11 protein-coding genes are annotated in these 13,135 nt (G+C 73.1%); 2 read left to right on the forward strand and 9 right to left on the reverse strand.

Annotated features, from left to right (window positions below; translation table 11 throughout):
* Nucleotides 1–42: 42 nt before the first annotated feature.
* The 3 genes from AC3ERT_RS01875 to AC3ERT_RS01885 form a co-directional block, all read right to left on the reverse strand.
* Nucleotides 43–243, reverse strand: a complete 201-nt coding sequence (locus AC3ERT_RS01875; protein WP_335971353.1) for a hypothetical protein — start codon at nt 241–243, stop codon at nt 43–45.
* 122 nt (nt 244–365) lie between these two features.
* On the reverse strand, nt 366–932 hold the full coding sequence (locus AC3ERT_RS01880; RefSeq protein ID WP_435172613.1) for a hypothetical protein: 567 nt from the start codon (nt 930–932) through the stop codon (nt 366–368).
* A gap of 248 nt (nt 933–1,180) precedes the next feature.
* Nucleotides 1,181–2,452 (reverse strand): chitinase, encoded by a 1,272-nt coding sequence (locus AC3ERT_RS01885; protein ID WP_435127686.1) that lies wholly within the window; start codon nt 2,450–2,452, stop codon nt 1,181–1,183.
* A 283-nt stretch (nt 2,453–2,735) separates the two neighbouring features.
* Between AC3ERT_RS01885 and AC3ERT_RS01890 the strand changes: the two genes are divergently transcribed.
* Nucleotides 2,736–4,007 (forward strand): metallophosphoesterase, encoded by a 1,272-nt coding sequence (locus AC3ERT_RS01890; RefSeq protein WP_435172361.1) that lies wholly within the window; start codon nt 2,736–2,738, stop codon nt 4,005–4,007.
* Between the two features lie 88 nt (nt 4,008–4,095).
* On the opposite strand, the gene AC3ERT_RS01895 is transcribed toward AC3ERT_RS01890, so the two are convergent.
* From AC3ERT_RS01895 to AC3ERT_RS01920, 6 genes are all read right to left on the reverse strand, one after another.
* Nucleotides 4,096–4,686: a snapalysin family zinc-dependent metalloprotease gene (locus AC3ERT_RS01895; protein WP_435172362.1), complete on the reverse strand. Its 591-nt coding sequence runs from the start codon at nt 4,684–4,686 to the stop codon at nt 4,096–4,098.
* Between the two features lie 253 nt (nt 4,687–4,939).
* Nucleotides 4,940–6,352, reverse strand: coding sequence for an MFS transporter (locus AC3ERT_RS01900; RefSeq protein WP_435172363.1), 1,413 nt, complete (start codon nt 6,350–6,352; stop codon nt 4,940–4,942).
* A gap of 91 nt (nt 6,353–6,443) precedes the next feature.
* Nucleotides 6,444–7,262, reverse strand: coding sequence for a class I SAM-dependent DNA methyltransferase (locus AC3ERT_RS01905; RefSeq protein ID WP_335971362.1), 819 nt, complete (start codon nt 7,260–7,262; stop codon nt 6,444–6,446).
* Nucleotides 7,263–7,332: 70 nt separating this feature from the next.
* Nucleotides 7,333–8,511 carry a glycosyltransferase gene (locus AC3ERT_RS01910; protein ID WP_435172364.1) on the reverse strand — a complete coding sequence of 393 codons (1,179 nt, stop codon included), beginning with the start codon at nt 8,509–8,511 and terminating at the stop codon, nt 7,333–7,335.
* A complete protein-coding gene (locus AC3ERT_RS01915; protein WP_435172365.1) occupies nt 8,508–9,800 on the reverse strand; it encodes a radical SAM protein in 1,293 nt (430 codons plus the stop codon). Before AC3ERT_RS01915 ends, AC3ERT_RS01910 begins: the two co-directional genes overlap by 4 nt.
* 185 nt (nt 9,801–9,985) lie before the next feature.
* Complete coding sequence (locus AC3ERT_RS01920; RefSeq protein WP_335971369.1) at nt 9,986–10,150, reverse strand: hypothetical protein; 165 nt, start codon at nt 10,148–10,150, stop codon at nt 9,986–9,988.
* Between the two features lie 924 nt (nt 10,151–11,074).
* Here AC3ERT_RS01920 and AC3ERT_RS01925 point away from each other — a divergent pair.
* Nucleotides 11,075–13,135, forward strand: coding sequence for an ATP-binding cassette domain-containing protein (locus tag AC3ERT_RS01925; protein WP_435172366.1), 2,061 nt, complete (start codon nt 11,075–11,077; stop codon nt 13,133–13,135).

A 13,135-nucleotide genomic window follows, 5' to 3' on the forward strand; every position in this document is an offset into this window, starting at 1 on the left:
CGGGAGGCGGGTCCGCCGTCCGCCCCCGGGGCCCGACAGGGTTCAGCGGCGCGGGATCAGGTGAAAGGCCGTCAGGCAGACGTACCACGTCCCCAGGCACTGGGCGGTTGCCCTGCGGATGCGGGCGGCGAGGCGCCCGGTGGGCTTGGGGGCGGTGAACCGGACGTGCCCGATGCTCAGTTCGATGTAGGCGCGGCGCCCCTTGCGCTGTGCCTGAGCGCGGGAGTTCTTCTTGGTAGGCATGTCTTCTCCTGTCCGTTCGTTGACGGACAGGACTGTCGAGTATGCGGGGGCTAGCGGCGCAACCCCGGTCCGACCTGCTGTTCGGCTGCGCTTACCGCAGGGGACGGAGGCCCGCCTCGGCGTCAGGCCGTGCGGGAGAGGCGGAGGGCGGAGACGAGGAAGAAGACGCCGCCGAGGAAGGCGTAGCCCGCGAGGGTGTGCAGGGAGGCGCCGCTCTTGGCGGCCTGGGCGATGAACGAGGCGCCGGCGAGGGTGGAGATGGTGCCGCTGGCGATCATGGCCCACTGGCCGCCGAGGTGGCGGCGGGCGACGGCGACGCCGAGCTGGACGAGGCCCGCGGTGATGGCCCAGGCGCCCCAGACGCGCAGGGCTGCGGGGATACCGGAGGTGGCGGCAGCGGCGAGGCCGATGGCGGTGAGGGTACTGAGCACGGCGTTCGCGTAGAGGCCGCGCAGCGGCTGGCCGTTGCCGCGGGCGGAGCTGAGGTCGACGACCGCGCAGGCGACGTCGAACAACGGGTAGAGCACCAGCAGGGTGGCCGCGGGCGCCCCGAGCTTGCCGGAGGTCGTGAACAGCAGGGCCGCCCAGACCGCGGCGAACGCGAAGCGCACGAAGTACAGCTTCCGCAGGGCCACGGCAACGGTGGTGGGGATGGCAGCGGGGGCGGGGGTCGCGGTGAGGGTGTCCACGGAAGTGCCTTTCAGCGGAAGCGGTTCGGTGCCGGGCATCGACCGGACGCCTTGCGAGGGAGAACGTTCGGTCTCTTCACTATGAAAGGCGGAGCCGCGACCCTTGTCAAGACCGAACGTTCTCCCTAGTAAGCCGCGCGCCCCCTCCCGCCAAGAAGGAACCGCCGCTTACGGGGTCCGAGAAAGGTCCCGACATGCGTCCGGCCCGGCCCCGGGAAGGGGGCGGGCCGGACGGTGGGGGGTGTGGGTCAGCAGGCGCCCTCGTCCTGCCAGACGCCCCATTCGCCGGTGGTGCCGGGCTCTTCGCCCTGGGTCCACCACTTGGCCTGCCAGGTGTGGCCGTTCCAGGAGACGGTGTCGCCGCCGGTGTAGACGGCGCTGGAACTCCAGGAGGCGGCGGTGCAGGTGGTGCCGCCTGAGCCGCCGGTGGTCGTGGTGCCGCCCGTGGTCGTCGTACCGCCGGTCGTGGAGCCGCCGGTGGTCGTCGTACCTCCGGTCGTGGTACCGCCGGTCGTCGTGGAGCCGCCAGTGGTACTGCCGGAGCCGCCCGCGAACGGGACGAAGGTGTCGGTGAAGGCGAAGCTGTTCTGGCTGATCTCGCTGCACGTGGGCAGGGAGTTGGCGGTGCCGCTGCACGGCTGGTCGCGGTTGATCGACCAGAACGCCAGCCGCCCGACGCCGTTCTGGGCCGCGAAGCTCTCGACCGTCTGGGCGTCGGCGAGGGTGAAGGTGGAGCCGTCGTCGTTCTTGCCGATCATCGGTGTGATGCCGAGGTTGGCGTAGGTGTAGCCGGAGTCGACGGACTGCATCTGGGCGAGCGTGGCCTTGGCCGCGGCGACCGAGCCGTCGCCCATCTCGGTGCCGGTGCCCTCGTAGAAGTCCATGGTCATGATGTTGACGACGTCGATCTTGATCCCCGCGCTCTTGGCGGCCTTGAGGATGTTGACGCCGTCGGAGGTCAGCCCGCTGGTGAGGACCGGCAGCGTCACCGAGAACTGGAGGTCGGGGTTGGCCGCCTTGAGGTCCTTCATCGCCTGCATCTGCCGCGCCGCGGCGGCCGTGTCGGCGATGGCGGCGCCCTCGATGTCGAAGTCGAGGCGGTTGACGCCGTAGTCGTCGATGATCGCCTGGTAGCCCGCGTCGATCGAGCTCTGCGTGGAGCAGGTCCAGGCGAGCGGCAGCCCGCTCGCGCCGCCGGAGGAGATGATGACCGAGGCGCCCTCGGACTTCGCCTTGGCGATCAGCGGGTCGGTGTAGGAGTCGGCGCCGATGGGGAGGGTGTCGCCCCAGATCTGGTTGCAGCCGGAGCCGAGGACGAAGGCCGCGGTGTACGAGCCGAGGCCGTGGCCGGTGATGGCGGTGTCGAGCAGGCCCTCCTGGCTGTTCGACATGTCGACGTAGGGAGCCACGGAGTAGCCGGCGGTCGACGCGGCATTGCCGGCGGGGGCGAGGGCGACGGCCGCACCGGCGGTCACGAGCGTGAGCGCGGCAGCGGAGGCCGCCCATTTCGCGAAGCGCATGAAAGCCCCTCAAGCGTGAAGTGGTGGGGGGAAGGTGCATCTCGGGCCTGAGTTGGTACGTACCAAACCGCGCGCCGCACGCCACGTCAAGAGGACTAGACCAACTTTCGTCGTTTTCACGGGTGTTCGGAGGCGTCGTCACGGCCGCTCGGGGGCGCTTTCACCGGGTTTTCCAAGGGGCGCCGGGGTTATCCACAGCCGTCCGCGATCGTTCCGCCGCGGCCTGCCGGATGGATGGATGATGGGAGTTGACGGTGGGACGGCTGAGGTGAGGGGTGGCGGCATGGTGATGGAGAGCGAGTCCGTGGGGACGGCGGAGGTCGCGGGCGGGGCCGAGGAGGCACCGCCCGGACCCCGGGGGTCGCTGCGCCGGCGGCTCGGCGGCGGCGTGGTCTTCCTGGTCCTCGCCCTGCTGTTCGTCCTGCCCTGGTGGACGCTCTTCGGCTCGGGCACCGACTGGCCGCTGCCGGTGTTCGTCGTCGGCACGGTGGTCTTCGGCGCGTCCCTCGTCGCGTTCCCGTTCCTGATGGCCGCGGGTCACGGTCGGCGGCGCAGCGACCGGGCGTCCCGGATCGCGGACAGCACCCTCGGTGCGGTGTGGGTGCTGTTCACCTGGTCGGTGCTGGGCGGTCTGGTGCACCTGGTGCTGATCGGGTCGGGCGCGGGCGGCGCCCACCGGGCCCGGGTCGTCGCCGTCGCGGTCGCCGCGGTCTGCGCCGTCCTGCTGGCCTGGGGACATTACGAAGCGATGCGCGTGCCCCGGGTGAAGCGGCTGGACATCCGGATACCGCGGCTCGGCGCGGGTCTGGACGGGACGCGCGTGGTGCTGCTGGCCGACACCCACTACGGGCCGATCGACCGTGAGCGCTGGTCGGTACGGGTCGCCGAGGCGGTCAACGCGCTGGAGGCGGACATCGTGGTGCACGCGGGCGACATCGCCGACGGCACCCCGGTGCAGCGGCGAGCGCAGTCCGCGCCGCTCGGCACGATCCGGGCCCGGCTCGCGAAGGTCTACGTCACGGGGAACCACGAGTACTTCAGCGAGGCCCAGGGCTGGCTGGACCGGATGGCGGAGCTGGACTGGGAGCCGCTGCACAACCGCCACGTGACGGTCGAACGGGGCGGCGACGCCCTGGTCCTGGCCGGGGTGGACGACGTGACGGCGGAGTCGTCCGGCCTCGCCGGGCACCGCGCGAACCTGGAGGACGCGCTCGCGGGCGCGGACCCCGACCGGCCGGTGCTGCTCGTCGCCCATCAGCCCAAGTACGTCGGGCAGGCGGCGGCCGCCGGGATCGACCTCCAGGTGTCCGGGCACACCCACGGCGGCCAGATATGGCCGTTCAACTTCCTCGTCCGGATCGACCAGCCGGTGGTGCACGGACTGAGCCGGCACGGCGAGCGCACCCAGCTCTACACCAGCCGCGGCGCCGGCTTCTGGGGTCCGCCGTTCCGTGTCTTCGCCCCGAGCGAGATCACTCTGCTCACCCTGCGCCCGGGGCCGGGTCCGGGGCCGGGGCCGGGCGCAGCTCCGGGTCCCGGTCCGGACGCGTGGTAGGGCAGTTGGCCGACCGAGGTCCGGGTGGCCGCGGCGGGCGGGGCGGTGCCGGGCCGCCCGCCGCGTGCACCTGGTCGGCCGGAGCCGGTCAGCGGGTGGCGGCGAGGGTGGGCGCGGTCCAGACGTCGACGACGGTCTGGTGGTGGTTCGGGTGGACCGCGTCGGAGCCGTCGGCGTAGTTCTCGTCGACCTGCGCGGCCTCGGCGGCGGACGGCAGCGCGTTGGTGCAGGAGGTGCCGGGGCCGTGGCCGGACATCAACTCCGAGCAGGGGCCGCTGTAGTCGTCGGGCAGGCCGAGGATGTGCCCGGTCTCGTGGGCGGCGATGCGGGTCACGTCGTAGCCCTCGTCGACGGCTTCCTGGCCGAGCTCGACCTCGCCGCTGCCGCCGGGGAAGATCGGGCCGAGCGTGGTCTCGGGCCAGCCGCTCGTGGCGACGTAGACGTAGTCGGCCGAGCCGGCCGAGGTCGCGGGCACCAGTTGGACGTTGTGCACGGCGTCGTTCCAGTTCTGCACGCCCTGCGTGATCGCGCTCGCCCACTGGCCGGCCCGGCTGGCGTCGTAGGTCAGGGTGACGACCGAGGAGGCCGCCTTCGGCGCGGGCTGCGCCGAGGCGACACCGCAGGTCGTGCCCAGCAAGGCCGGTATCAGCACCGCCATGGCGACTGTTCGCTTGTTCATGGGACTCGTCCGCCTCCTTGGCATCAGTTGCACCAGAGGGAACAAGGGCACCATGCGGCTGACGGCTTCACAAGTAGCCGGTCGTGAGCGGTCGTTGAGGAGGGTGGAGTTGTCGCCGGGCTTGCCCGGTTTGGTGCGGGTACGGCGGTGCGGCCGTCGCCGGTCGAAGCTCTCGACCACTCACCCGGTGGGCCGGGCTGACACGGCGACCCGGGCTGCCAGCCGCCGTACCCTCGGTCCGGCCGGGCCCGCGTCAGGGCAGGGGCCGGGCGCGTCCGAGTCCGAGTGCGAGCATCGCGAACGGGCCGAGGGGGTCGTCGAGTTCGAGCGACGGCCGAGCGGTGGCGGCCGCGGGCGAACCCTGGATCGCCGGTTCGCCGTGGGCCAGCACGTCCTGCTCGGCGGCGGCCGCGACGGATTCGGGTTCGGGCTCGGGCTCGGGTTCGCGGGCGGGCACGGTGCCGATCTTGCCGACTGCCGCGCGCAGCCGCGGACTCGCCGCCAGGACGATCAGCGGTACGACCATCGGTGCGGCCAGCACCACCGAGGCGGTGAGCGGCCCTTGGGCGGAGATGAGGAAGCCGGTCAGCCCGGGGCCGGCCCACGCGATGCTGATCGCGAGCAGGGTGACCGCGCCGCCCACCCGGCCCTGGAGGTGGGTCGGGGCCTCCACGCTGATCGTCAGCCCCACCAGCGAGCCGACCGACGGCAGCGAGAACACCACCATGCCGACGGCGACCGCGCTGGTCAACTCGTCACCCGTGGACGCGCACGGCATCATCAGCAGCCACGCCACCGACGCGGCGGCCACGATCGCGGTCGGCGTCAGCCGCTTCAGAATCCACCCCGCGCACAGCCCGCCCGCGATGCCGCCGACGCCCGCGGCGGTGAGGACCAGCCCGGCGGAGACCGGGTGCGCGCCGTCGTGCGACACCCCGAACGCGGCGAGCAGTTCGATGGAGCGGCCGAGCAGGTTGACGTAGGCGGCGAACGCGATGAGCACCACCAGGCCGGTGCGGCGGAAGACCCAGCCGAAGCCGAGCGTCAGCTCGTTGGCGGTGTTGCGCAGCGGGTGCGTGGCGGCCGTGCTCGCGCGCGGCCGGGCGACGTGCGTGTAGGCGACCCGCGCCACCAGCGCCAGCGACAGCAGGTACGAGCAGGAGTCCGCGAAGAACGCCGTCGGCGCCCCGGCCGCGAGCAGCATGCCGCCCAGCGGCGGGCCGACCGCGATGGCGATGTTGCTGCGGACGATGTTGCGGGTGATCGCCTCGCGCCGCCGCTCCAGCGGCACCGCCTGGCGCAGCACGCCGGACTCGGCCGGCCCGAACACCGAGGAGAACAGCGCGATCGTCGCCGCGGAGCCGACCGCCACGATCGTGGTGAGGTTCCCCGTCGCCAGCGCGAGCGCCAGCAGCAGCGCGACCGCCGCCCGCGCCGCGTCGCACAGCAGCATCAGCCGCTTGCGGTGGTACGTGTCGGCGATCAGCCCGCTCGGCAGCTTCGCCAGGAGCTGGGCGATCCCGACGACGGTGGCGACCAGCGCCGCGTCCACGGCCGAGCGGGTCGCCGCGAGCACCGCCAGCGGCAGCGCGAGCGACGTCATCTCGCTGGCCACGTCGGACAGCGCCTGGCTGACCCAGATCAGGGTGAAACTGCGGTTGATCACGTCATGCCCCCGGGGTGCGAGCCGGATCGTGCGAGCGTCGGACGGCAGGTGGGACGGCGGTCGGGCGGCCGGCAGGTCGGGCGGGGCCGGATCAGCCGGCAGCGCGGCGCCGGGCGACGTAGAGGCCCTTGGTGTGGGCGTCCTCGTCCACCCGGTCGGACAGCGAGCCGTCCCGCTCCAGGCCGTGCGCGGCCACCAGGTCCAGGCCCGCGGCGTCCAGCGCTTCGGCGAACTCCTCGTGGCTGTGGTGTCGTTGGAGGTGCTCGACCCGCTCGCGCCGCCACACGTCGGGCTGCCCGGGTGAGGTGCGGAAGGCGTTCATGACCATGCGGAAGCGCCGCGGCTCCCCCTCGCGCGCCAGGAACCGGCCGCTCATGGTCGCGTACAGGCCGTCGTACTCGTAGACGTGCGTGGAGGTCATCAGGCCGTAGCCGCGGGCGGTGTTGGCGTCGAAGACCAGCACGCCGCCGGGCCGGGTCACCCTGCCGATGCCGGCCAGCGCCTCCCGCAGGTGCTGCGGGTCGGCGAGGTAGTTGACGATGTCGCTCATGCACAGCACGACGTCGTACGTGCCGTCCGCGGTGAACGGCAGCCGCAGGTCGTGGACATGGAAGCCGATGCCGGTGTCCGCGTACTTGGCGCGTGCGACGGCGATCATGCCGGCGCTGATGTCCACGCCCACCGGGTCGAAGCCGCGCTCGGCGAAGGCGACGGTACTGCGGCCGGTGCCGCAGCCGGCGTCCAGCAGGCGGTTGCCGGGCGGGTCGGCGCGCTTGATCAGCGTCTCCAGGATGTCGCCGAAGACGGTGTAGTCGTCGCCCTGGGAGAGCTGGTCGTAGAAGGGCGCGGTGGCGTCGTAGGCGACGGCGGCGTGGTCGGTGGGGACGGCGGCGGGGCTGCTGGCGGTCACGGGCGCTCCTCGGTCCGGCGGGACGGGGCGGGCGGGGCGAACAGGGCGGGGCGGGTCTCGGGCGGTGACGTCAACGGGCGGCCTCCTCGATCACCTGCGCGGCCGCGGCGGCGCTCTTGGCCTGGGCGAGTGCGGCCCCGAGCGCGCCGACGGCCGTACGCAGCCGGGGATCAGCAACCGCGCGGACCAACGCCTCACTTTCCGCCGGGCGTTCGGGCAGCGGCGCCGCGACCCCGGCCCGCAGGCAGGCGGCGGCGAGCAGCCGCTGCTCCCCGCCGTTGGGCCGCAGCAGCAGCGGCTTGCCGTGCAGCAGTGCGCCGAGCACCGGTGCGCTGGTGCCGTTGCCGACCACGGCCTCGGCCCGCGCCAGCAGGTCGCCCATCCGCGGCCGGCGGACCGTGATGACGTCGGAGCCGGGCGCCGGCGCGCGGTCAGGGGTGCGGGCGAGCTCCACCACGGCCTGGAGCCCGGTGCCGGTGAACGCCTCGTCGATCCACCGCCACAGGCTTTCGCCGCCGAAGGTGCGCCCCAAGTGGACGTAGACGACCGGCTTTCCCACCCGGTCGAGGTGTGCGGCGAGTGCGGCGCCCTCGCCGCCCTCGCCGTCCTCGCCGCCCTCGTCGTCCCCGGCGGGCGGCTCCCACCACAGCGGGCCGACGTGCCCTACGCCCGGCGGCAGCACGGCGCCTGGACGTTCGAGGTGGGGGTGGCCGCGCAACAGGAAGGCGGCGCCGTACAACTGCCGTGCGGCGGCCGCTGGTTCGGGAGTACGGAGCCCCAACTCCTCGCGCAGCGCCTGGTAGTGGCGCAAAGTCTCCGTTAGCCGCCACTCGCGGTCCTCGCTGTCGGCGTCGCCGCCCCCACCGCCCGGCGCCCCTTCCGCGTACGGCCACAGGTGGCACGCCAGGCCGAGCACTACGGCGGGCAGGTCCAGGGTCTCCGCCGCCAGGAGCGCGCCCGGGCAGAGCACCGAGGTCACCACGACATCGGGCCGCAGCGCCCGCGCCGCCTCGCGCACGACGCGGTACTGCGACGCGCCGTCGCGGAACCACCGGCTCACGTCGAAGGCGTGCGGTGCGCCATCGGTCGCCGAGGGCAGCACCGCGATCCCGGCGGCGGCTGCCGCACGCCCCGCCGCGCCCGTGGCGAAGAGCGTGACGTCGTGCCCGCGCCGGTGCAGCTCCAGGGCCGCCGCCGTCGCCGGGTAGAGGAAGCCGCCGCTGCTCAGCGGGCACAGCAGGACCCTCACGAGCCGGTCACCGCCAAGGACGCGGGCGCGGGCGGCCGGGCCTCCTCCTGGGCCGTGTCCCGGACCGCCACCTGAGTCGCCCCCTGAGCCTCCTTCTGAGCTGCTTCCTGAGTCGTCTCCTGAGCCTGAGCCGCCTTCTGCGCCGCCGCCCGGCGCATCCTGGCCCGCAGCATCTCCAGCAGCCCCACGGTCAGCGCATCGTCGAACGCCTGGGACTGTGCGGCCGTCGTGGCGCTGACCGCGAACTCCCCGCAGCTCACCCAGCGTTCGGCCGGGTAGTCGGTGTAGCCGCCCTCCACGCTGCCGACTTCGTAGCCCGCCTTGCCGATCGTCTCCCAGCAGCTGTAGAGCGTGCCGTCGGCGTTGATCACCGCGCCGGTGCTGCCGTCGCGCCGACCGCAGAAGCCGCAGTCGCTGCCGCCCGGCCAGCCGACGGTGAAGCCGAGTTCGAGCGCGTCGGCATAGGCCCGCAGCAGCACGTCGACGTCGGCCGCCGACCGCTTCATCACCGGGTCGAACATGCCGTCGTAGTTGAGGACCGGGGCGATGTCGAGGTTGCAGCGGGCCGGGTCGAGCCGCTGCGCGAGGTCCGCGACGAGCCCGCCGAGCAGCGGCAGCCCCTCGGCGGTGGTGTTCAGCCGCAGCGACAGCCGCAGGTCCGTGGCCTCCTGCACGGCCGCGCAGTTGGCGAGCACCTTGTCGAAGGTGCCGCGGCCGGCCCGGGTGAAGCGGGTGCCGTCGTGCAGTTCACGCGGCCCGTCGAGGGTGATCTGCACCGAACGCAGCCCGGCCGCCTCCAACTTGGCGGCCGTCCGGGCGGTCAGCAGGACGCCGTTGCTGACCATGGACGCGGTCAGCGGGGCCAACTGCGAGAGTCGGCCGAGCAGTTCGACGCAGCCCCAGCGGTTGAGCAGCGGCTCGCCGCCGAACAGCAGCACGAACAGCCGGTCGAGGCCCGAGGCACGCAGCCGGGGTTCGGTGAAGGCGGCGATCTTCTCGATCATCGGGCGATCAAGCACTTCGCGCGCGATGCGCGGCGGGTCGAAGCGGCCGGGCTCTGCCGCCTCGGTGTTCTGGAAGCAGTACGGGCAACCGAGGTTGCAGGCGGTCGAGGTGACCACGGTGAGGCTGTAGCGGCTGGCCGGCTTGGGCTGCTCGACGCCCTGCCGCGCCAACTCGGCGCGCCCTTCGGCCGTCAGCCGCCCGCCGTCGTGGAACCGCTTCGGCATGAGCACGGTCGAGCCGGGGCCGAGGTACCAGACGCCGGACTTTCCTTCGAGGACTCTCATCGTTCGCCGTGGGCTTCCTGTCGAGGGACGTGACGGACGGAAGATCCCGGGCCGGGTGCGCGGCCTCTCGGCGGCGCACCCGGCCCGGGCCTCACGACCTGGGAGGCAGGTCGTCACGGGACCGGTACGTCAACGGCGGCGCGTCGACGGCGGTACGGGCGCGTGAGCGCCCGCTCCCCTCGAGCTCAGGCGTTCTCCTTGTCGTACACGCCGCAGATGACGCTGTCCGACGGGAGCTTCTCCGCCGAGTGCGCCTCCACGTCGTCACCCGAGTACGCCGGAGCGAGGTCCTTGTCGTAGACGCCGCAGATGACCTCGACGCCCTCGAACTTCTCGGCCCCAGTAGCCATGAATTCCTCCAGGGAAGTAAAGGTGGTTTCGGGTGCTGAGCGCCCCCGATTTCCGAGATTAGGGCGCCCATTCAGGGGTGTCAATATCGGGTTTCCGATTTCCCCGACCGCCGCCTCGGCCGTATTCCCGGAAAACGGCACGGGAAAGGAAAACTCCGTGCCGGCGGCCGTGAAGGAGGGTGCGAGACTTCCACATCAGGGAGAACCGTGCAGCTCAGAGGCGTTTCGTTCGGCCACGGCGCGAGCAGCACGGGCGGTGCGGACAGTGCTGGCGGTACGGGTGACCCAGTCTCCGCGCGGCCGGTTGGACAGCGACCGTTTTCCGGTTCATTACCGGTTAATCCGCAGCCCACGGGCCGCCTTTTCACAGATGCCGTTCGATCCCGCCGACCACGTCCCCCAGATTCTTCGCGAACGCCACCGCGACCACGGCGACCCGCCCCGCCGTCCGCAGCCACCGCCCCGCCCGCGCCCATCTCCCGGGGCCGCCGGCATCCTTCACCGCCGGACCCCCGCCTTGCGCTCCACCCGACACCGGGCACCCCTTCGCCGTCGAACCGGACAGGACCATCCACCCGAAAAGCTCACTTTGGGCTCAGATCCTGCGAACAGAGAGCATCGTAGCCCCATTCCGAGCCTCGGCGCGCCCATTCGCGCGTAGCCGCCCTCACCCGCCCCTCCGCCAACTCCCCGCCCGCGCGCCGCCTTTCACCCCCTTGACCTGCGTCAACCCCCTCTCTGCGCTCGCGCAGTAAGGCCGCGCAGTGCGCGCGCACCACGCGCATCTACGCGACCATCGGCGGGCGGCGCACGTCACGGGCGCCGGGGCGTGCGCTGGGGGTGGATGGGTGCGCCTGTGCGCCGGTGGGGGTTTGGGTGGGGGCCCGGCAGACTGGTGGGCCGGATCGTGGGGGGAGGGACCCGATGGTCGATCAGGTGCCCGCAGCTCGGGAGGAAGCTCAGGGGGAGGCTCCTTCTGACGTGGCGGCGCAGGAGGAGGAGAAGAAGGAGAAGACCGAGGTCGATGAGCCCTCGGAGGAGATGCGGTTCGAGATCTCCGGAGGGCGGCTACAGAGTGCCGGGCACGCCATCACCTCGCGGGCGATGGCCCGGCGGCTGCCCCAACTGATCGGGCGGGCGCTGGGGATGGCGTGGCAGGTGGACCGCCGGGCGGTGGTCGCGCTGCTGGTGTGCCAGGTGCTCTCGGGGGTGCTGGAGGCGCTCGGCCTGCTCGCGGTGACCGGCACCGTGACGGCCGTGATCGCGTCCGGGCACATCGGGGCGCGGCTGCGCGACGCGGTGCCGTCGATCGCCCTGCTCGCCTCGGCGGCCGGGGTACGGGCGGTGCTGGGCATCACGGTGGGCGGCCTGTCCACGCGGCTGGCGCCGCGGATCGCCCGCGAGGCGGAGCTGCGGCTGCTGGACGCGGCGACCCACGCGGAGCTGACGGCCTACGACCACCCCGGCTACAACGACCGGTGGGACGCGGCCGACCGCGGGGTCGAGGTCTCGCAGGACCTGCTCAACCAGTCCCAGAACATCCTGGCCGCGACCGCGTCACTGGTCGCCGCGGCTGCCGTGCTCACCTCGGTGCACCCGCTGCTGCTGCCCCTGCTGGTGCTGGCGGCGCTGCCCCAGGCGGTCGCCGGGGTGCGGGCCGCCCGCCTGAACTACCTCGCCTCGCTGGACACCCTGAGCGACCGGCGCCTGCTCGGGCTGCTGCGCTGGCACCTGGTCGACAAGGCCAACGCCGACCAGATCCGCTCGGGCACCATGGCCGACTTCCTGCTCGGCAAGTACCGCGCCGCGGGCGCCCGGGTGGACGCCGCCACCGACCGCGCGGCGTGGCAGGCGGCGCGCACCTCGCTGGCCGGCAGCCTCGTCGGCGGGCTCGCGTCGGGCGCGGTGTGGGCGGCGCTGATCGCGCTGATCGGTACCGGGCGCATCTCGGTCGCCTCGGCGGGCACCGCGACGTTCGCGCTGCGCTCGGTGGCGTCGGGGCTGCACGGCATCGTCGGCTACGGCGCGATCATCTTCCGCACCGGCATGTACCTCGACGACTGGTCCGACTTCCTCGACGAGGCCGGCGGGCACCGGGCCAGGCGCGGCAGCGTGGTGCCCACCGGTCCCGCGGTCGTCCGCGCCGAGCGCCTCGGCTACACCTACCCGGACGCCGACGCGCCGACCCTGCGGGACATCGACCTCGACGTGCGCCGGGGCGAAGTGCTCGCCTTGGTCGGCGAGAACGGCTCCGGCAAGACGACGCTGAGCAAGCTGCTCGCCGCGCTCTACCTGCCCACGACCGGGGCCGTCACCTGGGACGGGGCCGACACCCACTGCCTCGACCCGCAGGCCGCCTGGCACCGGGTCGCGATGGTGCCGCAGGACTACGCCCAGTGGCCGCTGACCGCCCGCGAGAACATCACGCTCGGCCAGCCCGTGACGGCCAGAACCGCCGGTCCCGGCGACCCCGGCCCAGATCCCGACCCCAACCCCGACCCCGACCCTGATCCCGACCCCAACCCCGACCCCGACCCTGATCCCGACCCCGACGCCGCCGTGCACACCGCCGCCCGCGCCTCCGGCGCCGACGACGTGGTGGCCGCCCTTCGCTCGGGCCTGGACACCCTGCTCGCCCGCGAGTGGTGGGGCGGCCAGGAGCTCTCCGGCGGCCAGTGGCAGCGCGTCGCCCTCGCCCGCGCCTTCCACCGCGAGGCCGGCCTACTCGTGCTCGACGAGCCGACCGCCGCACTCGACCCGCGCGCGGAGCACCGTATCTTCACCGGGCTGCGCGCGCTCGCCGCCGACCGGGCCGTCGTCCTGGTCACCCACCGGCTGACGAACGTCGCCGTGGCCGACAAGGTCGCGGTGCTCGACCGGGGGCGGATCGTGCAGTACGGCACCTTCGCCGAACTCCGCGACGCCCCCGGCCTGTTCCACGACCTGTGGACGCTCCAGAACGAGCGGACGGGCGCCATGACCTGA

The organism is Actinacidiphila sp. bgisy145, from assembly GCF_057708125.1.